This is a genomic window from Pseudonocardia sp. GCM10023141, from assembly GCF_042653605.1.
The window spans coordinates 83,597-107,721 of the sequence record NZ_JBHSIR010000026.1 but is presented as its reverse complement, the minus strand read 5'-3'; the positions used below and the strand labels follow the sequence as shown (position 1 = coordinate 107,721).

27 protein-coding genes are annotated in these 24,125 nt (G+C 73.5%); 14 read left to right on the top strand and 13 right to left on the bottom strand.

What is annotated here, in order from left to right; genetic code table 11:
- Window positions 1–30: 30 nt before the first annotated feature.
- A complete protein-coding gene (locus tag ACFPFQ_RS14610) occupies window positions 31–588 on the bottom strand; it encodes a QsdR family transcriptional regulator (protein WP_379618886.1) in 558 nt (185 codons plus the stop codon).
- Window positions 589–659: 71 nt separating this feature from the next.
- Here ACFPFQ_RS14610 and ACFPFQ_RS14605 point away from each other — a divergent pair, with 71 nt between their 5' ends.
- The gene (locus tag ACFPFQ_RS14605) at window positions 660–1,439 is read left to right on the top strand and encodes an alpha/beta fold hydrolase (protein WP_379618884.1); all 780 of its coding nucleotides are present in this window, start codon (window positions 660–662) and stop codon (window positions 1,437–1,439) included.
- 60 nt (window positions 1,440–1,499) lie between these two features.
- Here ACFPFQ_RS14605 and ACFPFQ_RS14600 read toward each other — a convergent pair whose 3' ends face one another.
- Together ACFPFQ_RS14600 and ACFPFQ_RS14595 are read right to left on the bottom strand one after the other, a co-directional pair.
- Window positions 1,500–2,732 carry an RNA polymerase sigma factor gene (locus ACFPFQ_RS14600; RefSeq protein ID WP_379618882.1) on the bottom strand — a complete coding sequence of 411 codons (1,233 nt, stop codon included), beginning with the start codon at window positions 2,730–2,732 and terminating at the stop codon, window positions 1,500–1,502.
- Complete coding sequence (locus ACFPFQ_RS14595; protein ID WP_379618880.1) at window positions 2,732–3,085, bottom strand: YciI family protein; 354 nt, start codon at window positions 3,083–3,085, stop codon at window positions 2,732–2,734. Before ACFPFQ_RS14595 ends, ACFPFQ_RS14600 begins: the two co-directional genes overlap by 1 nt.
- Before the next feature lie 109 nt (window positions 3,086–3,194).
- Here ACFPFQ_RS14595 and ACFPFQ_RS14590 point away from each other — a divergent pair, with 109 nt between their 5' ends.
- The gene (locus ACFPFQ_RS14590; RefSeq protein WP_379618878.1) at window positions 3,195–4,331 is read left to right on the top strand and encodes a hypothetical protein; all 1,137 of its coding nucleotides are present in this window, start codon (window positions 3,195–3,197) and stop codon (window positions 4,329–4,331) included.
- 10 nt (window positions 4,332–4,341) lie between these two features.
- Here the strand turns inward: ACFPFQ_RS14590 and ACFPFQ_RS14585 are convergent, their stop codons facing one another.
- The 3 genes from ACFPFQ_RS14585 to ACFPFQ_RS14575 are packed head-to-tail and all read right to left on the bottom strand — an operon-like array spanning window position 4,342 to window position 6,213.
- Window positions 4,342–4,746: a nitroreductase/quinone reductase family protein gene (locus ACFPFQ_RS14585; protein WP_379618876.1), complete on the bottom strand. Its 405-nt coding sequence runs from the start codon at window positions 4,744–4,746 to the stop codon at window positions 4,342–4,344.
- Window positions 4,747–4,795: 49 nt separating this feature from the next.
- The gene (locus tag ACFPFQ_RS14580; protein WP_379618874.1) at window positions 4,796–5,584 is read right to left on the bottom strand and encodes an isocitrate lyase/PEP mutase family protein; all 789 of its coding nucleotides are present in this window, start codon (window positions 5,582–5,584) and stop codon (window positions 4,796–4,798) included.
- Window positions 5,581–6,213: a hypothetical protein gene (locus tag ACFPFQ_RS14575; RefSeq protein ID WP_379618872.1), complete on the bottom strand. Its 633-nt coding sequence runs from the start codon at window positions 6,211–6,213 to the stop codon at window positions 5,581–5,583. Before ACFPFQ_RS14575 ends, ACFPFQ_RS14580 begins: the two co-directional genes overlap by 4 nt.
- 65 nt (window positions 6,214–6,278) lie before the next feature.
- Between ACFPFQ_RS14575 and ACFPFQ_RS14570 the strand changes: the two genes are divergently transcribed.
- From ACFPFQ_RS14570 to ACFPFQ_RS14555, 4 genes are all read left to right on the top strand, one after another.
- Window positions 6,279–6,992 (top strand): ArsR/SmtB family transcription factor, encoded by a 714-nt coding sequence (locus ACFPFQ_RS14570; RefSeq protein WP_379618870.1) that lies wholly within the window; start codon window positions 6,279–6,281, stop codon window positions 6,990–6,992.
- A 62-nt stretch (window positions 6,993–7,054) separates the two neighbouring features.
- Window positions 7,055–9,007: a sensor histidine kinase gene (locus tag ACFPFQ_RS14565; protein WP_379618868.1), complete on the top strand. Its 1,953-nt coding sequence runs from the start codon at window positions 7,055–7,057 to the stop codon at window positions 9,005–9,007.
- Window positions 9,004–9,660, top strand: a complete 657-nt coding sequence (locus ACFPFQ_RS14560) for a response regulator transcription factor (RefSeq protein ID WP_379618866.1) — start codon at window positions 9,004–9,006, stop codon at window positions 9,658–9,660. Before ACFPFQ_RS14565 ends, ACFPFQ_RS14560 begins: the two co-directional genes overlap by 4 nt.
- A 101-nt stretch (window positions 9,661–9,761) precedes the next feature.
- The gene (locus ACFPFQ_RS14555) at window positions 9,762–10,241 is read left to right on the top strand and encodes a hypothetical protein (RefSeq protein WP_379618864.1); all 480 of its coding nucleotides are present in this window, start codon (window positions 9,762–9,764) and stop codon (window positions 10,239–10,241) included.
- On the opposite strand, the gene ACFPFQ_RS14550 is transcribed toward ACFPFQ_RS14555, so the two are convergent.
- The gene (locus ACFPFQ_RS14550) at window positions 10,228–10,455 is read right to left on the bottom strand and encodes a hypothetical protein (protein ID WP_379618862.1); all 228 of its coding nucleotides are present in this window, start codon (window positions 10,453–10,455) and stop codon (window positions 10,228–10,230) included. The genes ACFPFQ_RS14555 and ACFPFQ_RS14550 overlap by 14 nt on opposite strands.
- 212 nt (window positions 10,456–10,667) lie before the next feature.
- On the opposite strand from ACFPFQ_RS14550, the gene ACFPFQ_RS14545 reads away from it, so the two are divergent.
- From ACFPFQ_RS14545 to ACFPFQ_RS14535, 3 genes are all read left to right on the top strand, one after another.
- Entirely contained in the window at window positions 10,668–11,777 is a 1,110-nt protein-coding gene (locus tag ACFPFQ_RS14545; protein ID WP_379618860.1) for an alpha/beta hydrolase, read from the top strand.
- Between the two features lie 60 nt (window positions 11,778–11,837).
- Window positions 11,838–12,536 (top strand): maleylpyruvate isomerase family mycothiol-dependent enzyme, encoded by a 699-nt coding sequence (locus tag ACFPFQ_RS14540; RefSeq protein WP_379618858.1) that lies wholly within the window; start codon window positions 11,838–11,840, stop codon window positions 12,534–12,536.
- Window positions 12,537–12,821: 285 nt separating this feature from the next.
- Entirely contained in the window at window positions 12,822–13,502 is a 681-nt protein-coding gene (locus ACFPFQ_RS14535; RefSeq protein ID WP_379618856.1) for a LuxR C-terminal-related transcriptional regulator, read from the top strand.
- 4 nt (window positions 13,503–13,506) lie between these two features.
- On the opposite strand, the gene ACFPFQ_RS14530 is transcribed toward ACFPFQ_RS14535, so the two are convergent.
- Complete coding sequence (locus ACFPFQ_RS14530) at window positions 13,507–15,135, bottom strand: sigma-54-dependent Fis family transcriptional regulator (protein ID WP_379618854.1); 1,629 nt, start codon at window positions 15,133–15,135, stop codon at window positions 13,507–13,509.
- A gap of 153 nt (window positions 15,136–15,288) precedes the next feature.
- Window positions 15,289–16,050 carry a nucleoside phosphorylase gene (locus ACFPFQ_RS14525; protein ID WP_379618852.1) on the bottom strand — a complete coding sequence of 254 codons (762 nt, stop codon included), beginning with the start codon at window positions 16,048–16,050 and terminating at the stop codon, window positions 15,289–15,291.
- An 86-nt stretch (window positions 16,051–16,136) separates the two neighbouring features.
- Between ACFPFQ_RS14525 and ACFPFQ_RS14520 the strand changes: the two genes are divergently transcribed.
- Window positions 16,137–16,658 (top strand): VOC family protein, encoded by a 522-nt coding sequence (locus ACFPFQ_RS14520; RefSeq protein ID WP_379618850.1) that lies wholly within the window; start codon window positions 16,137–16,139, stop codon window positions 16,656–16,658.
- Window positions 16,659–16,803: 145 nt separating this feature from the next.
- Window positions 16,804–17,952, top strand: coding sequence for an LCP family protein (locus ACFPFQ_RS14515; protein ID WP_379618848.1), 1,149 nt, complete (start codon window positions 16,804–16,806; stop codon window positions 17,950–17,952).
- A gap of 24 nt (window positions 17,953–17,976) precedes the next feature.
- Here ACFPFQ_RS14515 and ACFPFQ_RS14510 read toward each other — a convergent pair whose 3' ends face one another.
- Window positions 17,977–18,900 (bottom strand): Ku protein, encoded by a 924-nt coding sequence (locus ACFPFQ_RS14510; RefSeq protein ID WP_379618846.1) that lies wholly within the window; start codon window positions 18,898–18,900, stop codon window positions 17,977–17,979.
- Window positions 18,901–18,927: 27 nt separating this feature from the next.
- Here ACFPFQ_RS14510 and ACFPFQ_RS14505 point away from each other — a divergent pair, with 27 nt between their 5' ends.
- The 3 genes from ACFPFQ_RS14505 to ACFPFQ_RS14495 all read left to right on the top strand — a co-directional run bounded on the left by ACFPFQ_RS14505 (window position 18,928) and on the right by ACFPFQ_RS14495 (window position 20,797).
- On the top strand, window positions 18,928–19,812 hold the full coding sequence (locus ACFPFQ_RS14505) for a DNA ligase (RefSeq protein WP_379619262.1): 885 nt from the start codon (window positions 18,928–18,930) through the stop codon (window positions 19,810–19,812).
- A 95-nt stretch (window positions 19,813–19,907) separates the two neighbouring features.
- A complete protein-coding gene (locus ACFPFQ_RS14500; protein ID WP_379618844.1) occupies window positions 19,908–20,117 on the top strand; it encodes an antitoxin in 210 nt (69 codons plus the stop codon).
- Window positions 20,118–20,200: 83 nt separating this feature from the next.
- Window positions 20,201–20,797: a putative glycolipid-binding domain-containing protein gene (locus tag ACFPFQ_RS14495; protein ID WP_379619260.1), complete on the top strand. Its 597-nt coding sequence runs from the start codon at window positions 20,201–20,203 to the stop codon at window positions 20,795–20,797.
- Window positions 20,798–20,807: 10 nt separating this feature from the next.
- Here the strand turns inward: ACFPFQ_RS14495 and ACFPFQ_RS14490 are convergent, their stop codons facing one another.
- From ACFPFQ_RS14490 to ACFPFQ_RS14480, 3 genes are all read right to left on the bottom strand, one after another.
- Window positions 20,808–21,701 carry a prephenate dehydrogenase gene (locus ACFPFQ_RS14490; protein ID WP_379619258.1) on the bottom strand — a complete coding sequence of 298 codons (894 nt, stop codon included), beginning with the start codon at window positions 21,699–21,701 and terminating at the stop codon, window positions 20,808–20,810.
- Between the two features lie 65 nt (window positions 21,702–21,766).
- Entirely contained in the window at window positions 21,767–23,131 is a 1,365-nt protein-coding gene (locus ACFPFQ_RS14485) for an amidase (RefSeq protein WP_379618842.1), read from the bottom strand.
- A 4-nt stretch (window positions 23,132–23,135) separates the two neighbouring features.
- Window positions 23,136–24,125, bottom strand: a complete 990-nt coding sequence (locus ACFPFQ_RS14480; protein WP_379618840.1) for a GlxA family transcriptional regulator — start codon at window positions 24,123–24,125, stop codon at window positions 23,136–23,138.

Genomic DNA, 24,125 nt, shown 5'->3' with positions numbered 1-24,125 from the left:
TACTTCCGGCCGACCGTCCCGCACGGGTGGTCAGCGCTCCTGCGCCGACTCCAGCATCAGCGTGATCACGGCCAGTGCCTTGTGGAGCTCGGGTTCCCGGCCGCCGAGCAGGTGCGAGTACATGTAGGAGTCGGCGATGCGGACCACTGCCTGCGCGAGCACGTCGCTCGCGATCCGCAACGTCAGCGCTCCGGCCCGCACCTGCTCGTCCAACAGGCCCGTGATCAGGTCGGTGGCGCACGCCTCCACCGGCCCGGGCGCCATGACGACGCCGATGAACAGCAGCGGATCCCGCGCGGTGAGCGTCCGCAGCGGCCTGGCGGCGATCACCGCGTTCATGAACTGTTCGAGCACGGCGAGGATGCGTGGCAGCCCGGCCCCGCCGACCCTCCGGTCGACCTCGCCGAAGGTGTGGGCCGTCCGCTCGGCCAGCACCCGGGAGATGAGCTGCTCGCGGTTGCCGACGCGCCGGTACAGCGTGGCGCGGCCGAGCCCGAGCTCGGCGGCCAGCGACGACATGTCGATGGCCGTGCCGGCGAGGTAGTGCCGGGTGGCGGCACGCACGACGTCGTCGGCGGTGGGACTCACCCGCTCATTGTCAACGACGCCGATCTGTGAGACAAATTCCTTTGGTGTCTCACTCGGGAACGGGAGCGGTCATGGGATCGGCAATGACGACGGTCAACGGCGGGCAGCAGCTGAGCTACACCGACCACGGTGGCGACGGGCCGGTCGTGGTGCTGCTGCACAGCTTCCTGATGGACGTCGAGATGTTCGCCCCGCAGGTGGCGGCGTTCGGCGCGGACCACCGGCTCATCGCCGTCGACGAGCGCGGCCACGGCGGCACCCCCGCCACCGCGCCGTTCGACTACTGGGACGTCGCCCGCGACGTGCTCGGCCTGCTCGATCACCTCCGCATCGACCGCGCCACGGTCATCGGCACCAGCCAGGGCGGGTTCGTCGCGCTGCGAATGGCGCTCACCGACCCGGACCGGGTCACCGGCATCGTCGCGCTGGGCACGTCGGCCGCCGCCGAGGATCCGCAGGTCGCGGCCGCCTACCGGCAGCTCGCCGAGGCCTGGGTGGCCAACGGTCCGGCCGACCAGCTCGTCGACACCGTGGCCGCGATCTGCCTGGGTGACTACGACGCCACCGACTGGAAGGCCAAGTGGCGCACCGTCGACGGCGACCGCTTCGACCGCACGCTCACGGCGCTGGTCGAGCGCGACAGCGTGCTCGAGCGGCTCGGTGAGGTGACGTGCCCGGTGCTGGTGCTGCACGGCACCGCGGACGCGGCCTACCCCGTCGAGCGCGGCCAGGAGCTGGCGGCGGGAGTCCCGAAGGGCCAGTACGTGGCCATCGACGGCGGCGCCCACTTCCTCAGCCTCACCCATGCCGACGCGGTGCAGCCGCACCTGGCGGCCTTCCTGCGCGGGTAGTGACGGCAACGCACCGCGCCAACCCGATGGCCACCGCGCCGGGCGGGCGCGGGGTGAGCGTCAGGCGTCCAGCTCCGCCCGCCTGCGCCGCAGGAACGCCTGCTCGGTCTCGTTCGCCGTGCGGGTTTCGGCCGCTGCATAGGCGTCGGACGCCTCGGCACGGCGCCCCACCCGGCGCAGCAGGTCGGCGCGGACCGCGTGCAGGACGTGGAGGCGATCCAGGTCGACGCGCAGCGCGTCCACGAGTTCCAGCGCGACCTCCGGACCGTCCACCTCGGCCACCGCGACCGCCCGGTTGAGCGCCGCGACCGGTGTCGGGGCCACCGCCATGAGCTGGTCGTAGAGCGCCACGATCTGCCGCCAGTCCGTGGTGGCGGTGCTGGTCGCATCGCTGTGCACCGCGTTGATCGCGGCCTGGATCTGGTAGGGACCCGGCATGTTGCGGCGCAGGCAGGCGCGCACCACGGCCTGCCCTTCCGCGATCATGGCGCGGTCCCAGCGAGCGCGGTCCTGGTCGGCCAGCAGCACGATCTCGCCGCCGGCCGCGGTGCGCGCGGGTCGCCGGGACTCGATGAGCAGCATCAGTGCCAGCAGGCCCCAGACCTCGGGTTCGTCGGGCATCAGCTCGGCGAGCAGCCTGCCGAGGCGGATGGCCTCGCGGCACAGGTCCTCGCGGCCGAGCCGCTCGCCCGAGCTCGCCGTGTAGCCCTCGTTGAAGATCAGGTAGACGACGGCGAGCACGGCGCGCAGCCGCTCCGGGAGATCGGCCTCGTACGGCACGCGGTACGGGATGCCGGCGTCGCGGATCTTGCCCTTCGCCCGTACGAGCCGTTGCGCCATCGTCGGCTCCGGTACGAGGAACGCGTGGGCGATCTCGGTGGTGGTCAGCCCGCCGAGCAGCCGCAGCGTCAGTGCGACCCGGGCGCTGTCGGCCAGTGCGGGGTGACAGCAGGTGAAGATCAGGCGCAGCCGGTCGTCCTGCACGGCGCTCTCCTCCGCTGGGTCGATCTCGTCGTCGTGCGCATGCAGCAGCGCGGCCTGGACCTGCCGGTGGTCGCGGGTGCTCTCCCGGCGCAGCCGGTCGATCGCCCGGTTGCGGGCCGTCGTGATGATCCAGCCGGCCGGGCTGGGCGGCAGCTCGTCGGACGGCCACCGCTGCACGGCAGCCACGAACGCCTCCTGGACCGCGTCCTCGGCGATGTCGATGTCACCGAAGACGCGCACCAGCACCGCGACCGCCCGCCCGTGCTCCTGGCGGAACACCCGATCGATATCGGCCGGGGAGACGGGCATCAGTCGACGACACCCGCGAACGGCCGGACCTCGACGGTGAGCCCGCCGAGCACCGCCGTCAGCTTCCGGCCCCAGCGGAGTGCCTCGTCGAGGTCCTCGACCTTGATCACGGTGAAGCCACCGAGGTGTTCCTTGCCCTCGGTGAAGGGCCCGTCCGTGGTGATCACCTCGCCGGCCCGCGGCTGCAGGACGGTGGCGGTGCTCGGCGGGAACAGGCCGCCCGCGAACACCCAGACGCCGGCGTCGCGCATCTCGCCGTTCAGGGCGTCGAGATCACGCATGATCGGGTCCAGCACCTCGGGCGCCGGGGGTTCGGTGTCGGGCTGGTAGATGCTGAGCAGGTAGTACTTCATGGCTTCCTCCTTGCGGACCGATCGACCTTCCACGCTCCACACGAACGGGATCGGGCCGGATCGACAGGCACCCGGCACCGCGTTTCGCCGATGCTGTACCAACGATGGGGTGAAGCGGAGCGAGCGGGATCTGGCACGCGTCGATCGGCGTGCGGTCGTCCTCGCGCTCGCGGTGGTGCTCCAGATCGTGGTTGCCGCCGCCACGGCCGACGCACTCGGCGTGCCCGGGTCCGACAGCTCCGCGGCGAAGCTCGCGGAGTGGGGTCGCGACCACGGCATGAACGGGCTGGTCAGCTGGCTCGAGGCGCTGCAGTACGACCGCGATCCGCCCCGGCTCGGCGGAGTCCCGGCAGGCGGCATCCCGCTCGCTGCCGGCGCCGTTCCTGCCACCCGGCCCGGCGACTCGGCACTGGAGCGCCTGCCCGAACCGCTGGTCCCGCTCGCCGACGGTCCGCGGCTGCCCGGCGAGGGCGTCTGGACGACCGTGGTGGCCGCCGGTGGCAAGCCCGCCGTCCAGGTGGCAGAGCTGCGCCCCGATCCGCAGCACACGTCCTTCGTCGTGGGCGTCATGCGGATGGACCCTGCACTGGTCCGCGGAGAACTGCATCCCGGCACCCGCGATCCCGGTGGCACGTGGCAGGCGGCCACGTCGCTGGCCGGGGCCGCGGGCACGAACCTCGCGGCGGTGTTCAACGGCGGCTTCCGGCTCAACGACCCCAGCCACAACGGCTACCTCAGCGAGGGCCGCACGGTGGCACCGCTCGTCCCGGGCGCGGCCAGCCTGGTGATCTACACCGACGGCCGGGCCGACGTGGGTTCGTGGGGCCGGGAGGTGCGGATGACCCCGCAGGTCGCGAGCGTTCGGCAGAACCTGCAGCTGCTCGTCGACGGCGGGCAGGTCGCCCCGAGCTGCGCCACCGGCGGGCAGGCCCAGTGGGGCAACACGCTGGGGCAGGCGGCGTTCATCCAGCGCTCCGCGTTCGGGATCACCGCAGGTGGGCTGCTCGTGTACGTCGGAGGACCGGCACTGTCGGTGTGCAGCCTGGGCGCCGTGCTGCGGGACGCGGGCGTGACGCGCGGCATGGAGCTCGACATCAACCCGGACTGGGTCAGCGGCGCCTACTTCACCGGGGCCGAGCACGGCACCCCGCAGGGTTTCCGGCTCTTCCCGGCCGAGAAGGTGCCGCCGGACCACTACTTCGCGCCGTCGAGCCGCGACTTCTTCGCCTGGTACCTGCGGCCGTGATGCCGGGCGATCAGCTCCGGCTGAGCGCGACCACGGGGATCGTGCGCTCGGTGGCCCGCTCGTGGTCGGCGAAGAACGGGTAGTGCTGCTTGAGCATGGTCCACATGGCGTCGCGGTCGGCCCCCTCGACGGTGCTGGCGGCCGCTGCGTAGGACTCGTCGCCCACCTCCACCGTGACGTTCGGGTCGGCGACGAGGTTGCGGTACCAGTCCGGATCGCGCGGTGCCCCCATGTTGGAGGCGATGACGAGCAGCCGCTCCCCGTCGCGGTGGAACATCATCGGCGTGGTGACGGAACGGCCACTGCGCCGCCCGACGGTGGTGAGCAGCAGCAGCCGTTCCCGGTGCATGCCGTCGATCTCGCCTCCGGCACGGAACTGCTCGATGATGCTCGGATTGATCTCGGTGACGTCCACGGTCCCTCCACGGGCCAGGCCGACGGCGGACGGCGAACTCTACTGGCCGTCAGGCGTCGAGGGTGGCCGTCCGCCGCTCGATCTCGGCGTATGGCGGCACCTCGGCGGGCAACGGTGTGCCGGAGCGGACGGCTGCGGCCGTGTGGAGCAGTGCACCCAGCGTCGCGCGGAACAGGTAGGAGCCGGTGCTGATCCGCCGCACGCCGAGCTCGGCCAGCCCGGCGACCGTGGTGCGGCCGGGTAGGAACAGCACGTTGACCGGCACGTCGACGGCGCCGACCACGGCCTCGACATCCGCCGGTTCCGCGATCGCGGGCACGAACACCCCGTCGGCGCCGGCGTCGGCGTAGGCCCGGATCCGTGCGACCGCGTCGGCGACGGGAGCGGTCGCGTCCAGCCAGTGCGTGTCTGTGCGCGCGTTGAGGAACAGCTCCGGAACGGCGTCCTTGATCGCGCGCACCAGGCGGGCGCGCTCGCCGACGTCGGCGAGCGCGCCGCCGGGGGAGTCCTCCAGGTTGACACCCGCCACCCCGTGCTCGGCCAGCTCGACGGCCAGCGCCACGACCGCGCCGGGATCGGTGCTGAACCCCGACTCGATGTCGACCGTGATCGGCACCGGCAACCTGGCCAGTGTCCGGCCGAGCGCCGCGGTGGCGTCGCGCGCCAGCCCGGCGGCGTCGGGCACGCCGGCTGCGGCGGCGACGCCGAGGCTCGTCGTCCCGATGGCGGGGAAGCCGGCCTCGCTGAGCGCGAGCGCGGAAGCGACGTCCCAGGCGTTGGGCAGCAGCAGGGGCTCGGCGGCGGCATGCAGGGCGGCGAAGGTGCGGTAGGGCGTCATGCGTCGGTCCTCCCGATCAGAGCGTCGGCCAGAGCGAGTGCGTGCTCGCGTCCGGGACATCCGTGGGGTCCGGCCCCGAACGGCAGCCCGGCCGAGGCGAGGTCGACCAGCATGCCCACGCGCCGGGTCAAGCGCACCGGCGGGTCGTCACGCAGCACGGTGGCGGCGCCGACACCGCGCTCGCGGGCCGTCCGGACCAGCGTCGCGGTGGCGTCGCAGGCCTGCACCAGCAGGCCGATGCGGGCCGCGGTCGGTTCGTCCCAGCGACCACCGCAGGCGTCGACGAGCCGGGCCAGCGCCGCGTCGGCCGTGGGGGTGGTGCGGACGTGCGGCTGGTAGCAGGCCGCGACGGCACGGATGTCGGCCACCGCGGCGGGCACGCCCAGCGCCGCAGCCAGCACCGCCGCGGGATGGCCGCCGTCGCGGGCCGCCCGCTGCTGCAGCCCGGCCGGGTCGATGTCGGCGAGCAGGGCGGCAACCAGTTCGCGCCGCCGCCGGTGGGTGGCACCGCTGCTGAACCGGGCGACGTGCGCGCGCAGCCAGGCGACGCCCGCGGTCGCGGCCGGCACGGCCGGGACGGGGGAGTCGAGCGCGGCCGGCACCGCGCAGCCGGTGATGGTGGGATCCATGTTGCGACGGTAGGGCGGTGTCGGTTCGGTGGGCACCGAACCGTCCCGGTGCCACGATGGGGGACATGAGCGCAGCCACTGCACTCGCGGACCTCGCGTCGCTGCTCGCCGACCGCACGCGGGCCCGGTTCTGCCTCGCCCTGCTCGACGGCCGCGCGTGGACGGCGGGGGAGCTCGCCGACCTGGCCGGGGTGCGGCCCCCCACCGCGAGCGAGCACCTCGGCAAGCTCGTGGCCGGCGGGTTGCTGGCCGAGGAGCGGCAGGGCAGGCACCGCTACGTCCGGCTCGCCTCCGCGGAGGTGGCGCACCTCGTCGAGGCGCTCGCCGCGCACGCGGCTCCGCAGGCGGAGCGGCCGGTCGGACTGCGCGCGGTGCATGCGTCGGCCGCGCTCGCCGGCGGCCGTACGTGTTACGACCACCTCGCCGGGCGGCTCGGCGTCGGGATCACCGACGCGCTCGTCGACCGCAGGCTGCTGGTGCGTGACGGCGGGTTCGCCCTCAGCGCCGCCGGGCTCGCCTGGATGCGCTCCGAGCTGGGGTTCGAGCCGGCGCGGTCGCGGCGACCGGTGGCACGTGACTGTCTGGACTGGACCGAGCGGCGCACCCATCTCGGTGGTCAGGCCGGCGCGCACATCCGCACGGTGCTGCAGGAACGCGGCTGGACCCGGCGGCGCGGTGACGGGCGGGCGGTCCGGCTCACCGAAGCCGGGGCCGCGGGGCTGCGGAGCCTGCTGGACCTCGAAATGTTCGAGGACGACGCCGTGGTCCGATCGCGCTGATCCCGACGGATCGGGAGCACTTTCCCGGGACACCGGGACCCGTCGGGCGGCACCATGTTCCGGTGGCCACCACCGCCCGCCGCCGGATCCGCGGGGTTGCGGGCTGGGCGGTGTTCGGCGCCTGCTGCGCCTGGGTCGTGGTCGGGGCGTTCACCGGGCTCGGCGTCACCGACCTCACCGGCCGCAGCGACTACCTGGCAGGCGATGCCGTGTTCGTGCTCGGCTTCACCGGCCTCGGCGCGCTCGTGCTCGCACGCCAACCGGGCAATCGTGCGGGACTGCTGTGCCTCACACCCGCGCTGATCGCTGTCTCGGCCGTCTGCGGCAACTACGCGTTGCTGGCCGGTTCGGCCGGGTTGCCGGGCGCCGAGTGGGCGCTGTGGGCCACCCGCTGGATCTGGCTCGTGGGGCTGGCCCCGGTGCTGACGCTGCTCCCGATGGTGCTGCCCGACGGCCGGTTGCCGCATCCGGGGTGGCGGCCGATCGCGTGGCTGGTCGCGGTCGTGGTGGTCGCGCTCCCGGTCGCGGTGGCGCTGGCCCCGGCTGCTCCGGGTGAGCCGCCGAACATCGCGGCGGTGGCGGCGCTGGGCCCGGTCACGGGCTGGAGCGACGTCGCCGCGGTCGCCTGGGTGGTCTGCTGTGCGGTGGCTCTGCTGAGCCTGGTACACCGGTTCGTGCTGGCCGGCGGGCAGCAGCGGGCCCAGGTGGCGTGGGTCGCGCTCGGGATGTGGATCTTCGCGATCGGGCGCATCGTGGAGCCGTGGCTGCCGGCAGCGGCCGCCACCGTGGTCGGGTTCGGGGCATCGCTGGCGTTGCCGCTGGCCTGCAGCATCGCGATCCTGCGCCACGACCTCCTCGCGCTCGACGGGCTGCTGCGGCGGTTGCTGTCCGCGGTCGTGCTCGCGACGGCGCTGACGGCTGCGGTGCTCGGGCTGCGCGCACTGCTCGGTACCGGTCCGGTGCCGACCGTCGCCGTCGCGGTGGGGCTGGGACTGCTCACGCCGCTGGTGCACCGGTGGCTGGGCGGCCGGGTCAGCAGGCTGCTGCACGGACGGCGCGGCAGCCCGGCCCAGGCGCTGGCCGGGCTCGCGCACCGGCTGGCCGGCGCGTCCGGACCCGACGACGTGCTGGCCGCCGTGGCCACCGTCGTGCACGCGGCGCTCCCGGTCACCTCCGTCCGGGTCGAGCTCGCGTCCGCGGGCACGCCGCTGCGCCATGCGATCGCCGGTGCCGCCGGGGGTACGACCACCGAGCGGGTGGCACTGCAGTTCCAGGGCGCCGTGCTGGGCAGCATCGAGGTGGCCGCGCGTGGCGTTCTCGACGCGGGGGATCGGTCGCTGCTGACCGACCTCGCCGCGAGTGCCGGTGCCGCGGTGGCGGCCGCCCACCGTGCGTCGCAGCTGCTGGCCGCCCACACCGAGCTGCTGGCGGCGCGGGAGCAGGAGCGGCGCCGGATCGCCCGTGACCTGCACGACGGCGTCGGTCCGGTCCTGTCCGGACTGGGGTTCACCCTCGACGCGGTGGGGGCCGCGGCGGGTGACACCGACGTGATCGCGCAGGCGCGGGCGCAGGTCCGGGAGGCGGTGCAGCTGGTCCGCCGGGTGGCCAGCACGTTGCGACCGGCCCCCGTCGAGCCGTTCGGGCTGGTGGGGGCACTGCGCGAGCTGGCGGCCCGCCACGACGGCCCGGGGCTGGCCGTGCGGGTCGACGCCGGTGATCTCGGGGAGCTCGACGCCGCGCGCGAGGGTGCGGCGCACGCGATCGTCGCGGAGGCGCTGACCAACGTGGCCCGCCACTCGGCGGCCTCCCGCTGCACGATCACGCTGACCCGCCGGTTCGGGGGCCTCGACGTGCAGGTCGACGACGACGGGATCGGGACGGCGGGGGCCGCAGCGGGTTTCGGACGGACGTCGATGGCCGAGCGTGCGGCGGAGCTCGGCGGCTGGTGCGACGTGGCCGCGTCGGAGCTCGGCGGCACCCGCGTGCATGCGCACCTCCCGGCGGGCCCGCCGTGACCGGGCCCGTCCGGGTGCTGCTGGTCGACGATCACGCCGTGGTCCGCGACGGGCTGCGAGCACTCCTCGCCACGAGACCCGACATCGAGGTGGTGGGCGTCGCCGCCGACGGCGTCGAGGCGGTGCATGTGGCCAGGGACTGCCGCCCCCAGGCCGTGCTGATGGATCTGGCGATGCCCCGCATGGACGGCATCGAGGCCACCCGGCGGATCGTCGCCGCAACGGACCCGCCTGCGGTGATCGTGCTGACCATGTCGGACGATGACGCGTCGTTGCTGGCGGCGGTGCGGGCCGGCGCTCGCGGGTACCTGCTCAAGGAGGCCGACGGCGCCGACGTCGTGGCCGCGATCCATGCCGTCACCGCCGGGCAGGCCGTGTTCGGGCCCGGCGTGGCCGCGGCCGTGCTCGCGTTGCTGCAGGCGCCACCGGTGCGGCAACCGCCACCGTTCCCGCAGCTCAGCGGGCGTGAGCGGGAGGTGCTCGACCGGGTCGCCGCGGGACTGGCCAACGCGTCCATCGGCGCCGTGCTGGGACTGAGTCCGAAAACCGTCGCCAACACCGTCTCGCTGGTGCTCACCAAGCTCGGGGTGCCTGACCGCGCCGCCGCAGCCGCGCAGGCGAGGGCAGCGGGGTTGGGTCGCCCGTCGCCGTAGGCCGGGACCGGTTCCCGCGGATCGGGCCGGCGTTCCCTGGCGCCCGGGAACGTGTCGACGCGACGGTGGGTGGGTCGATCCGATCCCTGGCGAGGTGGCTCATGAACGTTCTGGTCCGCGTGCTGCGCGTGCTGCTGTGCGGGCTGGCGGCCGCCACGGTCGTCGGTGCTGTCAGCGGGGCGCTGGCCAGGGGCGGTATGCGCCTCTTCGCGCTCGTGAGCGACGCCGCTCCGGGATTCTCCTGGACCGGATCGCTCTTCATCGCCGTCACGTTCGCCTGTGCCGCACTCCCGAGCGCGCTCGTGGCCGCTGCCACCCGGCACGCCGGAGCGCGGTGGCTGGCACATCTGCTCGGCACCGCACTACTGATCATGGTGATCGTGCCGATCGGCGCCGACGAGTGGTCGGCAGCACTGCTCGTGCGCGGGGTCGCGGGCGGGCAGGTCGTCCTGCTCGGAGCCGTCAGCGTCGGGTTCGCGGTGCTGGTTCTCGGGCAGCCCGTCATCGCCGGCCGGTCGGCAGCCCTGCTGGCAAGGGTGCCGCTGCGACCGGTGGCGCGGGTCGCCGTCAGCTCGCCCTGAGGATCTCCGCCTCGGGCTCGTCGATCTCGGCAACCGGCTCGGCAGGCGCGAACCAGTCGATCGGGGACGCCGGGTCGGCGGGCGACATCGACAGCCGCACCACCACCGACTGGGCCCGCTCGTCCGGCGTGGCCAGGAACTCCTGTGCCAGCGCAAAGCCGATCGGCTGCAGAGTGAAGTCGAAATCTGCGAGGGCACTCTCGGAACTGGTCATGGCAACCCCTTTTGGCCGAGGACTGCGACACGCGCTCTGTGACGGAAAGTTACTGACCTGTTGCTGAGAGTATCAAGATTAGGCCATTTGGGGAAGTCGGGTTGCTTTTCGCCCGAAGCGGTCGGTCGGGCGTGCCGCGCGACCGGCTGATCGCTATGGCGCTCACCACGGAAAGCCCACGTCAGCGGCGTTACGCGGCGTAACGTCGAAGCATGATCGGCGCGTGGCTGCGCCTGCGGGCGATGCGATGGTTCCTTCGTGCTCTCTTCGGACTCCCCAGGGCACTCAAACGACAACTGGCAGGCCGTCCCATCGAGCGGGACGGCCAGGTGCTCGACCTCGACCTGCAGCTGCTCGGCAGGCTGGCTGCCGCCATGCCGAGCCCGGGCGGAGGCGCAGGCGGACCCGACGCGGACGACATGCGGCTGGCCGCCCTCGCGGAGCAGCGGCGGCAGGCCGACACCGCGGCCGAGGTCACCGCGGAACCGGGCCTGGCCGACGTCGAGACCCGCGATCTGGAGCTGCCGGGTGCCGCCGGACCGGTGCCCGCCCGGCTCTACGTCCCGCCGTCGGCGCCGGAGCGCTCCGCACTGCTGGTGTTCTTCCACGGTGGCGGGTTCGTGCTGGGCAGCCTCACCTCGTCCGACCCGCTGTGCCGGCTGATCGCCGCGCAGAGTGGAGTCCGGGTGCTGTCGGTGGACTACCGGCTGGCCCCGGAGCACCCCTACCCGGCCGGGCTCGACGACTCGATCGCGGCCTACCGCGCCGCGGCGGCCCGTGCCGCCGAGTTCGGGGCCGACCCCGGGCTCGTCGCCGTCGGCGGTGACTCCGCGGGTGCCAACCTCGCCCTCGTCGTGGCGCACCAGGCCGCCGAGCTCGGTGACCCGGTGCCCGCCTTCGTCCTCGCGCTGTACCCGGTCACCGACGTCGAGCGCGTCGGCGGCTCGCGGGAGCTGTTCGCCACCGGGTTCGGGCTCACCGCGGCCGATCTCGCCGAGCTCGAGCGCTTCTACCTGCCCGACGGCGTGCCGGTCGACGACGTTCGCGGTGCGATCCTGCGCGCCGCCGACCTGTCGGCCATGCCCCCGGTCTACCTCGCCACTGCCGGTTTCGACCCGCTGCGCGACGAGGGCGAGGAGCTCGCAGCCCGGCTGCGCGCCGAGGGTGTGCCGGTGGTGGCCCGCCGGTTCAACGGGCTCGTGCACGGATACGCCAGCTTCACCGCCGTCAGCGCGAAGGCCCGCGACGCCACCCTCGACGCGGCCAGCGCGCTGCGCGCGGGCCTCGCACTCGTGGAGAGCAGCCGCAGGGTGCGGAGCTAGGCTCGTCCCGTGGCGGATCAGGGAACGAATCCTCGGGACACAGTGGTCACAACGGCGTGGATGACGGCGGGCACGGCGTTCTTCACCGCGGCCGTCGACGCTCTCTCCGACGACGAGTTGCGCGCGGCCAGCGCGCTCGACGGGTGGAGCCGGGCGCACGTCGTCGCGCACATGGCGCGCAACGCCGAGGCGCTCACCCGGCTGGCGAACTGGGCCCGCACCGGCGTCGAGACGCCGATGTACTCGGGACCCGAGCAGCGCAACGCCGACATCGAGGCCACCGCGACCGGCTCCGCCACCACCCTGCGCGGCGAGCTCGTGAGCACGGCGGAGACCCTCACCGCGGCACTCGGCGCGCTCGACGACACCACCTGGAACGCCACGCTGCGCAGCGCGCAGGGCCGCCCGATGCCCGCGCTCGAGGTGCCCTGGATGCGCACCCGCGAGGTCTGGCTGCACACGGTCGACCTCGGCACCGGTGCCACGGTCGCCGACATCCCCGCCGACGTCGTCGACGCGGTGATCGCCGACGCCGCACGCACCCTCTCCACCAAGGACGGCTGCGTGGCTGCGGTGCTCGAGGCCACCGACCGCGATGAGACGTGGGTGCTCGGCTCCGATGCCGAACCCGTCCGGGTCCGCGGCGCCGGTGCCGACCTCCTGTCGTGGCTGGTCGGACGTACCGGCCCGGTCGGGCTCACCGCCACGAGCTCGGCAGGCGCGAGCGTCGAGGTCCCGACCCCACCCCGCTGGCTCTAGCGCAGACGGCCCTTTCACCCCACGTCGCGGGACGTTCCACCGCAACTCGCGGGACGTTCCACCCCAACTCGCGGGACGTTCCACCCCAACTCGCGGGACGTTCCACCCCAACTCGCGGGACGTTCCACCGCAACTCGCGCGTGAGCGGGACCAGCCCTGCCCGCGAGTTGGGACGGATGTGCCCGCGAGTTGGGACGGATGTGCCTGCGAGTTGGGACGGGCGTGCCGAAACTCTGTGCCAACTTGGCACAGTTGGCGGGGGTGGCGGGCGCCGATGCTCACGCGGTGACGGTCAACGTCCTGCCCGCAGTGTCGCGCCAGTACCGCCAACCGACCCGCCTGCCCAGTACCGTGGTGCGGGTGGTGGTGGTCGACTCCCGGCCCGTCTACCGCGCCGGGGTGCGCGCCGCGCTGCACGCCGATCCCGGCATCTCGGTCGTCGCCGAGATCGGGTCCCCTGCCGAGCTGTACGACGTGGTCGCCCGCTACCGGCCCGACGTCGCGATCGTGGAGCTGCACACCGGGGGCCTGTCCCTGTGCCGGTCGTTGGTCGAGCGCTTCCCGCGCTGCCGCACCGTCGTGCTCGGCCCGCCCGACGACGACGTCGCCGTGGTCGGGTCGGTGCGCGCCGGCGCCCGGGGATACCTGCGCACCACCGCAGGCTCGGCCGCTTACCCGGCCGCCGTGCGTGCCGTCGCCCGCGGGCGCACGGCGTTCGACGCGGCCGCCGCCGCGGCGGTGCGCCGGGCGCTGGCCGTGCAGGAGGTGCGTGACGACCGGCTCACCCCGCGCGAGCTGGAGGTGCTGCGACTCGCCGGTGAGGGCATGAGCACGCCGGAGATCGCCGCTCGGTTGGAGCTCTCGTGCACCACCGTGAAGTCCTATCTGGGCAACGTGATGCGCAAGCTGGGGGTCTCACGCCGGGCCGGCGCCGTCTACGTCGGACGCGAGCGCGGGCTCATCTGAGCGGCTACTCCGTGACGCCCAGCGTCCGGAGCCGCCGGTAGAACGTGGAGCGGCTCATCCCGAGCTGCTCGGCCGCCTGCACCTTGTTGCCGCCGCACGCCAGCAGTGCCCGCGCGATCGCGTCGTGCTCGATCTGCTCGATCGGGGCCAAGCGCCTGGCCGCGGTGCTGCCCCGGTAGGCGGCCGGGATGTCCTCAGGGGTGATGTCGCCCGCCGAGCGCCGGTCCAGCAGCGCCTCGACGACGAGGTGCAGCTCGTGCAGGTTGCCCGGCCACGGGTGCGCCGCCAGCACCTGCAGCGCGCGCGGGGTGCAGCGGACCGCCGCGTCCGGGTCGATGTGGGTGACCATCGCGCTGATGAGCGCCGGCAGCTCCTCGCGACGGGACCGCAGCGCCGGCAGCTCGACCCGCGCTGGGAAGCAGGCCAGCAGCGACGCGTGCTCGGCGGGCAGGTGGGCGGGCGGGTCGCACGTGGCCGCGATCCAGCAGGTGGTCTCGGCCACCGCGCGCATCACGCGGCCGGCAACGGTGGCCGGCAGCCGGTGGACGTCCTCGAGGATCAGCAACCCGGTGTGCGTGGCGAGCAGTTCGGCCAGCGCCGACTCGAACGCCATCGGCCCGGTGCGTTCGACGGTGGCGGCGTCGAGCACCGCGACCGGCGCGCCGCCGGCGAGCTCGCGCGCTGCCGTGCTGCGCCCGGTGCCGGGCTCGCCGCTGATCAGCACGCGCTCACGGCGGGTGCGCTGCTCGGCGAACGTCCGGCGCATGCGGGTGCCGGTGTCGTCGGGGGCGCCGCGGGGCACCACGCGACGCTCGGCCGCGGGCTCGAACGCGAACAGCACGCCCCCGGTGCCCGCGACCGGCTCGATCCGCACGGTGGCGGCACGCCCGGATGACAGCGTCAGGCGGTGGGTGAGCGACCCCTGCGGCAGGTCGGTGGCGATTCCCCGCAACGCGGCGTGGTCGGCGGCGTCGAGCAGCTCCATCGCTCCCGGGTTGGCGAGCACCACGTCCTCGCCCAGCACCAGCACCGGCGCGCGCCGGCGCGCCGACTCGATCTGGAACGCGTGCATCAGCCGCTGCTCGGCCTCCCTGGCCCCCTCGAGCAGCATCCGCTCGATGTCGCGGACGCCGCGGGTCAGGAACGGGGCCAGCAGCTCGGTGGCCTGGTCGACGGGGCAGGTGATGTCGAGGATCCCGTCCAGGCGGCCGGTGGCCGGATGGAAGATCGGGTGCCCGTAGCAGGAGAACCCCTTGAGCACGTCGGCGTAGTGCTCATCGCCGTAGACGGTGACGCCGTGGCGCAGCTCGTGCACGGTGGCGATCGCATTGGTGCCGGTCTGGTCCTCGGTGAACTGGCGCCCGAGCGTGATGCCGAGCGCGTCGAAGAAGTCGGCGATGCCCGACTGCCCGACCCTGCGGTCGACGATCCGGGCGTCCCGATCGGCGAGCACCACCGAGAAGGTGGTGCCGGCGAGGTTCTCGGCGATCGAGTCGAGCACGGGCGTCGCGGCGCGGATCAACCGGCTGCGGCGATCGACCTCCTGGTGGCTGATGCCGTGGAACGACAGCGACGGCTGCAGGCCGGCCAGCTGCGCGCGATGCCACGACAGCGCGATCTCCGGACGCTGCACGGCCGCGGGCCCGACATCCGGTGGTGCAGCGTCCGGTGGTGCAGCGTGCGGTCGTGCGCCGCGTTGCGCCAATTCCGTCTCCCGATGTCGAGGATCACCTCGATAGTAGGAGCGTTGCCGCCCGGTTGCGACCGCAACGGTCGGCAGGCCGCTTCAGAGGAGCGTTGCGGCCGTCGCAGCGAGCCGGAACATGCCTTCGCGGGCCTCGCGTGCGGTCGTCCAGCCGCGGTGCTCCCACGCCGGGCCGGCCAGCGAGTCGGCGGCGAGCAGGAGCTGGGCGAACCGCACGTCGCGGTAGCGCGCGACGGCGATGAACGCGGAGGCCTCCATCTCCACGACGATGCAGCCCTCGGCGACGCGGCGATCCACGCGCGAGCGGGTCTCGCGGTACACCGCGTCGGTCGTCCAGGTGCGGGCCGTGCGGTAGGGCACCCCGGCGGCGTCGAGGGTCGCCTCGAGCACGGCCACCCCGTGCGGATCGGCGTCGACGACACGGCCGGGCGGCAGGTAGTGGAACGACGTTCCCTCGTCGCGGACGGCGCTCTCGACGATCACGGCGTGGCCCAGCACCAGCTCGGGCACCAGCGCCCCGGCACCGCCGACCGCCACGAACCGCCGCCCACCGAGGGCGATCAGCTCCTCGAAGGACATGGCAGAGAGCGGAGCACCGACGCCGGGCTGCATGACGGCCAGTCGGGTGCCGCCCAGTTCGATCTCCCAGACCGGTGTGTGGCCGCGCTCGGAGGACAGCCGGCAGACCTGGCTGCCGCCGGCCCCGCCCAGTGCGGCGACGACCTCGGGGAAGAAGCACAGCACCACCACCGCCGGAATGTCCGCCTGCAGCTTCCGGGTGACGAGGGCGGGCTGGATGAGGCCGTCGGTGGTTAGGTCGTTCTCGAGCAGGGGCAGATCCACGGGAGCGATCTTCCCGTGGATCGACCACGGAATGTTGTAGATGCAACTACCGTTGCTGCCGGTACCCGATGAGAGAGGAAGCTGCGATGCCACAGCCAGAAGGCGCCGAACTCGAGGCAGTCCGGGCGCGCCGCGCTGCGCTCAAGGAGAAGTACCTGCGTCCCATGGGGGAGCGGCCGCCCACGACGGTGCGTGGCGTGCACCACCTGGCGCTGGTCGCGCGCGACGTCGAGGAGACGGTCCGGTTCTACCAGGACCTGCTCGGGTTCCCGCTGGTGGAGCTCGTGGAGAACCGGGACTACCGCGGGTCGAGCCACTTCTTCTTCGACATCGGCAACCACAACCTGCTGGGATTCTTCGACTTCCCGGGCCACGACCACCCCGACTACTCCGAGACGATCGGCGCGGTGCAGCACCTCGCGCTGTCCACCACGCAGGAGTCGTTCGACGCCACGAAGAAGCGGCTCGAGGAGGCCGGCGTCGACTACATCGGACCCGACCGCGGCATCGAGAACAGCATCTACATCCGCGACCCCAACGGTGTCGGCATCGAGTTCTACGTCGAGGAGCTGGGCCTCTTCGAGGGCGAGCCGCTGCTGCCTTACTGAGCCGTTGCTGAGCGTCCGGCACGGTCACGGAACCCGGTCGGCGGTTCGTTCGTCCTCGTGGAGGGGACGACGGACGTCCTGCGTATCGTGACCGTCCGCCGGACGGGGCAGCACACGGCGTCTCGCGACGGGGATGGTGGGGAACATGAACGGTCCGTACCGAGGCGGGAGTCCGCCGCCACCCGGCCCGCCCCCGCGGCGGGGGCCGGGGCCGTCATGGGGCCAGCAGGGCCGGCGTCCCCAGCAGGGCCCCCCGCTGCAGGACACCCGGGTGCTGCCGCCCGAGCGCGGGCTGCCGCGCCAGGGTGGACGTCCGATGGGGCCACCACCGCGACGCCCCGCACGCGTGCGCACCGGGCGTCGACGTCCCCGGTGGTGGCGGCGGATCGGCATCACGCTGCTGGTGCTCGTGCTGGTGGTCGTGGGGTTCGGCGTCTACATCGACACCACGCTCAGCCGCACCGTCGCGCTGCCGGCCGACAGCACCGCCACGTCGAAGGGCACCAACTGGCTGATCGTCGGCTCCGACAGTCGCCAGCAGCTGACGGAGGCGGAGAAGCAGCTCTACGCCACCGGTGACGAGACGTCGCAGCTCACCGACACGATCATGCTGCTGCACACCGGCAGCGGGCCCTCCACGCTCGTCAGCATCCCGCGCGACTCGCAGGTCAACATCCCCGGCCATGGCCGGTCGAAGATCAACGCGGCGTACGCGTACGGCGGCGGTCCCGACGGCGGCGGCCCGGAGCTGCTCATCAACACCGTCGAGCAGGCCACGGGCCTGCGCATCGACCACTACGCCGAGATCGGGTTCCTCGGCATCGTCAACGTCGTCGACGCGGTGGGCGGCGTCGACCTGTGCGTGCCGGAAGCCATCAAGGACCCCAAGGCCGCGCTCGACATCAAGGCAGGCTGCCAGACGCTCGACAAGGCCACCGCGCTCGGCTACGTGCGCACGCGTGCCACGGCCAGCTCCGACTTCGGCCGCGTCGAGCGCCAGCGCGCGTTCCTCTCGGCGCTGCTGAGCAAGGTCACCAGCCCGGCCACGCTGCTCAACCCGTTCAAGATCGTGCCGCTGGCCACCGGCCTGTCCAAGACGATCACCGTGGACAAGGGCGACCACCTGTGGAACCTCGCCCAGCTCGGCCTCGCCATGAAGGGGATCTCGAGCGGTATCTCCACCACGGTCCCGGCCGCCGACGGCCAGGTGAACTGGGACAAGAAGCGCGCGAGCGCCCTGTTCGACGCGCTCGCCAACGACGTCCGTCCACCCGACAGCGCACTGGGCCCCTGACGCGCACTGGGCCCCTGATGGTGGTCAGGCGGGCTTGCGGGTGCGCTTGCGGGCCGGCTTCTCGTCCTCGTCCTCGGCGTCCGCCGTGGGCTCGGCCTTCTTGCGCGACGCTGCCTTCTTCGCGGGCGGGGCCTCCTCTGCGGCGGGCTCCGGTGGTTTGCCCGACGCGGCCCGCGCCGCCTCGACGCTCCGCTGCAGCGCCGAGAGCAGGTCGGTCATGCTGTCGCCCTCGTCGCTGGGCTTCTCCGCGACGGGGGCCGGCCGCGTGTCGCCGGTGGTGCGCTTCTGCTCGATCAGCGCCTCGACGGCGTCGCGGTAGTCGTCGTGGAACTGGGTGGCGTCGAACTCCGCTCCCAGGCTCTCGACGAGCGAGGCCGCCATCTGCAGCTCCTGCGGGCGCAGCTCCACCTCGGCGTCGAGGATGTCGAACTCGGGCTCGCGCACCTCGTCGGGCCACAGCATCGTCTGCAGGACGATGGCCTTGCCCCGCACCCGCAGCAGCGCGATGCTCTCGCGCTGGCGCAGCGCCACCTTGACCACGGCCATCCGATCGGTCTGCACGAGCGCCTCACGCAGCAGCGCGTAGGGCTTCGCGGCCTTCGCCTCGGGCTCGAGGAAGTAGCTCTTGTCGAACAGCAGGGGGTCGATCTGGTCGGCAGGAACGAACTCGATCACGTCGATCTCGTGCCCGGACGCGGCCGGCAGCGAGTCGAGATCTTCCTCCGAGAGGGTGATGAGCTCGCCGTCCTCGGTCTCGAAACCCTTGATGATGTCGGCGTACTCCACCTCCTCGCCGTCGATCGCGCAGGTGCGCTTGTACTTGATCCGCCCTCCGTCGGCCGCGTGGACCTGGTGGAACCTGATGTCGTGGTTGGTGGTGGCCGAGTAGAGCTTGACCGGCACACTGACCAGCCCGAAAGAGACCGCTCCACTCCACATCGCGCGCATGGGTGCCAGCATGACGGCGTGCAGCCCATGCTCGCCACCCCTGGAACCCTCCCGGAGGGCCCGGAGTGGATGTTCGAGGTGAAGTGGGACGGCGTGCGCGTGCTCGTCGACGTCGTCGACGGCGCGCTGCGCATCACCGGCGCCGATGGCGACGTCACGGCGAGCTTCCCGGAGCTGGCCGGGCTCATCGGGCTCGCGCCGGACGTCCTGATCGACGGCGAGGTGGTGCTGCTCGAGGGCGGCGTGCCGAGCTTCGCCGCGCTCGCCGAACGAGTGGCCGCCCCGCCGGAACCCCGCGTGGCCGCTGCGAAGCCGGTCACCCTCATGGCCTTCGACGTGCTGCGGCTCTACGGCGTCGACCTGCTGGCGCGGCCGTGGCACGAGCGCCGCGCCACGCTGGAGCGGATGGCGATCGCCGACACGGCCGCCGTGACGCTGTCACCCGTCTACACCGACGGCCAGGCATTGCTGGACGCCACCGTGCACCGGGGCATGGAGGGGATCGTGGCCAAGCGCCGCGACGGTGCCTACCGGCCGGGTGAGCCGAGCGCGGACTGGGTCACCGTGACCCGCCGCGAGACGCTGACCTGCGTCGTCGGCGGCTGGCGGCCGCGTCGGACGGGTGGCACGCGGATCGGGACGCTGCTGCTCGGCGTGCCCGACGGTGACCGGCTGCGCTACGCCGGCAAGGTCATGTTCGCGGGAGCGACGGCGGAGCGGTTGCTGGGCGCGAAGCTCGTGGCGGCCCCGGTGTCGCCGTTCGGCGAACGCCTGACGCCGACGGAGACGGCCGGGGTCCGGTGGTGCGAACCGAAGGTGGCCGTCGAGATCACCCATCGCGGCTGGTCCGGCAACGGCCGCCTGCGCCAACCGGTCTTCCGGCGCGTCCGTGACGATCCCGGCCACGGTTAGGTGGACATCGGGTGTGGATCTCCGATGAACCTGGTCGGGGCGGCCGGTGGGGGTGCAGGATGTGGCCCGTCACCGCTCGAGAAGGAGTCAGCATCATGGTCGATTTCAACGCACTTGCCGGCAAGGCGGGCGAACTGCTCAACGAGCACGGCGACAAGGTCGAGGCCGCGGCCGAGAAGGTCGGCGACATGGTCAAGGACAAGTTCGGCCATGCCGATCAGGTCGACGCGGCCGTCGACAAGCTCAAGGACCTGATCCCCGGCGGCGAGGGCGCCGACAAGCCCGCCGAGCCCGCCGGCCAGTGAGTGGATCTCACATCGTGTGACGAACCCCCTCTGCAGGAGGGGGTTCGTCGCCGGCGTCGGCTACGGTGGCTCCGGTGACGACGATGCTCACCTGGCAACACGAGGACGGTCACGGGTTCGAGGGCACCCGACTACTCCTCGGAGTCGACGGCGCCTTCCGAGCACTCGGACGCAGCGTTCAGGCCGATCCGGACGGCGATTTCACGGCTTCCTATCGCCTGATCGTGGCCGAGGGCGGCACCGTCGAACGACTGTCGGTGACGTGCGCGACCGCGGCCCGTGAACGCCACCTCACGATCAACCGCACCGAGGACGGGTACTGGCTGCTCGACACGGGTTCGGGCGGCACGCGCACCGAGTTCGGAGGAGCGGTCGACGTCGACCTCGCCTACAGCGCGATGTTCAACACGCTGCCGATCCGCAGGCTCGGTCTGCACCGCGAGGCCGGCGAGCACACCGTCCCGATGGTGTTCGTGTCGCTGCCTGCGCTCGACGTCGAACTCGTCGAGCAGACCTACCGCACGGTGTCCACTCTCGACGAGAACGGCACCGCGGTCGTCAACTTCCGGTCGGGTGACTTCAGCGCGGATCTCACCGTCGACGCCGACGGTGTCGTGCTCGACTACCCCGGCATCGCCCGCCGTCACGCTGCTCAGCCGGCGGCGCCCGCCGCCACCTGAGCCGGTCGGATCAGCTCGACCACCCGGTCACCACGTCACCGCGCCTGCCGATCTCGCGCAGCGCCGCGAGCGACGTGCGGCCACCGCGCCGTACCTGCACGCCCTGGGGGTCGCGGGTAGCGGCCCAGCGCTGCCGCCCGGCGTAGCCGGCGCGCACGGTGGCGGCGAGCCCACCGGTGGACGCGAGCGCTCCCCGCATCGCCCCGAGCCTGCCCAGCGCGTCGTCCACGGCGGCGAGCAGCGCGTCCCGGTTGCCCTCGCACATGGCGAGCACGAGGTCGGGGTTGGTACCGGCCACCCGCGTGCCGTCGCGGAAGGATCCCGCGGCCAGCGCCAGCGTCAGATCGTCGTCGCCCGCGGCACCCACGGCCGCCAGTACGGCGGCGAGCAGGTGCGGGAGGTGGGAGATCCGGGCCACGGCGAGGTCGTGCTCGTCGGCGGCGGCCGGCACGACCCGCGCCCCACAGGCCCAGGCCAGCTCGGCGACGTCGGCCCAGACGTCCGTGTCGAGCCCGTCGTCGGCGGCGACGACCCAGGCCGCGTCGACGAACAGCACCGCGGTGCCCGCCGACCAGCCCGACGTGGAGGTGCCTGCCATCGGGTGCCCGCCGACGTAGCGCGCCCGCGGCGCGAACCGGGCCACGTCGTCGGCCACGGCCACCTTGACGCTCACGGCGTCGGTGAGCCGGCACGTCGGTGCCACCGCGTCGACGCGCCGCAGCACGCCGGGCAGCGCGGGCAGCGGGACGGCCAGCACCACCAGCGCGTCGGCCTCGGCGGCTCGGCGCAGTGCGGTGTCGGTGTCTGTGGTGACGTCGAACCCGTCGGCGCGGGCCTCGGCCGCGGTCTCGGCGGAGGCGCTGGTGCCCCACACCGTGCGCCCGGCCTTCTCCGCGGCCCGCATGAGCGAGCCGCCGATGAGGCCGGTCCCGATCACGCAGATGGCACGGCCGATCACGGTCTGCTCGGTCACGGCTTGAGACCGTACGCGGCACTCTCACGGGCCAGTGCGCCGGCCACCCGGAGCACCCCGCGCTCCTCCAGCCGGACACCGACGACCTGCACACCGACCGGGAGGTCGCCTGCCGGCACCGCTCCCGGGACCGAGACCGCGGCCCAGCCGGCGAGGTTGAACGGCAGGGTCAGCGCGAGCAGGGACGGCCGGACCGCCACCGCCACCCCGCCGATCTCGACCTCCTCCTGCCCGATCGGCGTGGCCCGCAGCCGGGTGGTGGGCAGCACCAGCGCGTCGACGTCGCCGAGTGCCGCGCGCATCGCGGCGACCAGGCGCACCCGGGTGCGTTGTGCCGCGACGTAGGCGGTGGCGGGCAGCGACGCGAACGAGGCCATCCGCGTGCGGGTGGCCTCCTGGTAGTCCTGCGGGCGCTCGGCGATCCAGGCCTCGTGCGTGGTGATGGCCTCGGCGCCGACGATGGTGGCGTAGGTGGCGGCCAGCTCGTCGATCATCGGCGTGCGCACCTCGGTGATCTCGGCGCCCGCCGCGCGCAGGCGCTCGACAGCCGCCGCCACCACCGGGGCGATCGCGGGATCCGCGGCGCGCCAGTAGTCGTCGACCGGCACCCCGATCCGCACGCCGGACACCCCGGGCAGCTGGATGCCGCCGCCGGTGCCCTCAGCACGCTCCAGCACGTCCCACGCCACCGAGGCGCCGTGCACGTCGGCGGTGAGCAGGCCGACGTGGTCGCAGGTCTCCGACAGCGGGAAGACACCCTCGGTGGACAGGTGCCCCCGGTGCGGCTTGAGCCCGACGACCCCGCACAGCGCGGCGGGGCCGCGCACGCTCACGCCGGTGTCGGTGCCCAGCGCGAGCGGCACCAGCCCGGCGGCGATCGCGGCGGCCGGGCCGGACGACGATCCGCCGGTGATCAGGGTGGGGTCGTGCGGGTTGCGGGCGGGACCGGTGGCGGCGATGTCGCCGGTTGGGCCGTAGGCGAACTCGTGGGTGTGCAGCTTCGCGATGGGGATCGCTCCCGCGGCGCGCAGCCGGGCGACCACCGCGGCGTCGGCCGCGGCAGGCGGGGCGTCGGCGAGCACGAGCGAGCCGGCGCGGGTGGGGAGACCGGCCACGTCGATCAGGTCCTTGACGCCGACCGCGACGCCGTGCAGCGGCCCGCGCCACTGCCCGCGTGCCAGCTCGTCGGCGAGCGCGCGGGCCTGTGCCCGGGCGCCTTCGGCATCGACGCTGATCACGGCGTTGTGGGTATCGGCGGCGAGGCGCTGCAGCACGTCGTCGACGTGCTCGGTGGGGGAGAGCTCGCCGGAGCGGATCGCCATGCCGAGCTCCAGCAATGACGGCATGTCTGAGGAAGTCACGGGTTCATCCTGCATGGCTGCCGGCGGCGGGAGCCGGCTGGGCGAAGGTGCGGCGGTAGGCGTCCGGGGAGACTCCGACGGCGTCGCGCAACCGGCGTCGGAGGTTGGCAGGCGTGCCCAGCCCGGACCGCTCGGCGACCCGGTGCACGGGCAGGTCGGTGGTCTCCAGCAGCCGGCGGGCGAGCAGCACCCGCTGCACGGTGAGCCAGCGCCCCGGCGTGGCCCCGGTGGCGGCGGCGAAGGTGCGGTGGAAGTTGCGCCCGCTCATCCCGGCGTGCGCGGCCATGCCGTCGACGCCGATCGGCTCGGCGAGGCGCGCCACCGCCCAGTCGACCGTGGCCGCGATCCCGGGCGCGGCGGGCCGCACCGGCACCGGCGCTTCGACGAACTGCCGCTGCCCGCCCTCGCGGGTGGGGGGCATGACCAGCCGCCGGGCGAGCGCGGCCGCGACGTCCGCACCGAACGCGTCGCGCACCAGGTGCAGGCACAGGTCGAGGCCCCCGACCACGCCTGCCGAGGTGTGCACGGGCGCGCCGGCGCCGCCGTCGCCGGTGAACAGGACGTCGCGGTGGACCTGCGCCGCCGGGGCGGCGGCGGCCAGCTCGTCGAGCAGGCGCCAGTGGGTGGTGGCGGCGCGTCCGTCGAGCAGCCCGGCCGCTGCGAGCGTGAAGGCGCCGGAGCAGAGCGCCGCGATCGCGACGCCGTCGGCGTGCGCGGCGAGCAGCGCGGCGATCGCGGCGGCCGGCACCGGTGCGTGCGGGTCGGCCCGGCCGGGCACGACCACGAGGTCGCACTGGACGAGCGCGTCCAGGTCGTGCGAGGCCACGAGCTGCCCGACCGGTGAGAGCGCGACGGTGCCCGCCCCGGCGGCGCAGATCCGCAGCTCGAACGGGCCGATGCCCGAGTCGGTGCGGTCGATGCCCCAGACCTCGGCGGCCACGGCCACGTCGAACGAGCGGGTACCGGGAAGCAGCAGCAGTCCGACAACACGCAT

Bases quoted from the DNA above. Each gene is read 5' to 3' on its own strand.
- ACFPFQ_RS14580 (WP_379618874.1), bottom strand. From the start codon at position 5,584: ATGACGCCCTACCGCACCTTCGCCGCCCTGCATGCCGCCGCCGAGCCC.
- ACFPFQ_RS14480 (WP_379618840.1), bottom strand. From the start codon at position 24,125: ATGCGTGTTGTCGGACTGCTGCTGCTTCCCGGTACCCGCTCGTTCGAC.
- ACFPFQ_RS14550 (WP_379618862.1), bottom strand. From the start codon at position 10,455: ATGACCAGTTCCGAGAGTGCCCTCGCAGATTTCGACTTCACTCTGCAG.
- ACFPFQ_RS14500 (WP_379618844.1), top strand. From the start codon at position 19,908: ATGGTCGATTTCAACGCACTTGCCGGCAAGGCGGGCGAACTGCTCAAC.
- ACFPFQ_RS14570 (WP_379618870.1), top strand. From the start codon at position 6,279: ATGAGCGCAGCCACTGCACTCGCGGACCTCGCGTCGCTGCTCGCCGAC.
- ACFPFQ_RS14515 (WP_379618848.1), top strand. From the start codon at position 16,804: ATGAACGGTCCGTACCGAGGCGGGAGTCCGCCGCCACCCGGCCCGCCC.
- ACFPFQ_RS14520 (WP_379618850.1), top strand. From the start codon at position 16,137: ATGCCACAGCCAGAAGGCGCCGAACTCGAGGCAGTCCGGGCGCGCCGC.
- ACFPFQ_RS14490 (WP_379619258.1), bottom strand. From the start codon at position 21,701: ATGCGGGCCGCGGAGAAGGCCGGGCGCACGGTGTGGGGCACCAGCGCC.
- ACFPFQ_RS14545 (WP_379618860.1), top strand. From the start codon at position 10,668: ATGATCGGCGCGTGGCTGCGCCTGCGGGCGATGCGATGGTTCCTTCGT.
- ACFPFQ_RS14575 (WP_379618872.1), bottom strand. From the start codon at position 6,213: ATGGATCCCACCATCACCGGCTGCGCGGTGCCGGCCGCGCTCGACTCC.
- ACFPFQ_RS14605 (WP_379618884.1), top strand. From the start codon at position 660: ATGGGATCGGCAATGACGACGGTCAACGGCGGGCAGCAGCTGAGCTAC.
- ACFPFQ_RS14505 (WP_379619262.1), top strand. From the start codon at position 18,928: ATGCTCGCCACCCCTGGAACCCTCCCGGAGGGCCCGGAGTGGATGTTC.
- ACFPFQ_RS14510 (WP_379618846.1), bottom strand. From the start codon at position 18,900: ATGCGCGCGATGTGGAGTGGAGCGGTCTCTTTCGGGCTGGTCAGTGTG.
- ACFPFQ_RS14495 (WP_379619260.1), top strand. From the start codon at position 20,201: ATGCTCACCTGGCAACACGAGGACGGTCACGGGTTCGAGGGCACCCGA.
- ACFPFQ_RS14540 (WP_379618858.1), top strand. From the start codon at position 11,838: ATGACGGCGGGCACGGCGTTCTTCACCGCGGCCGTCGACGCTCTCTCC.
- ACFPFQ_RS14595 (WP_379618880.1), bottom strand. From the start codon at position 3,085: ATGAAGTACTACCTGCTCAGCATCTACCAGCCCGACACCGAACCCCCG.
- ACFPFQ_RS14600 (WP_379618882.1), bottom strand. From the start codon at position 2,732: ATGCCCGTCTCCCCGGCCGATATCGATCGGGTGTTCCGCCAGGAGCAC.
- ACFPFQ_RS14555 (WP_379618864.1), top strand. From the start codon at position 9,762: ATGAACGTTCTGGTCCGCGTGCTGCGCGTGCTGCTGTGCGGGCTGGCG.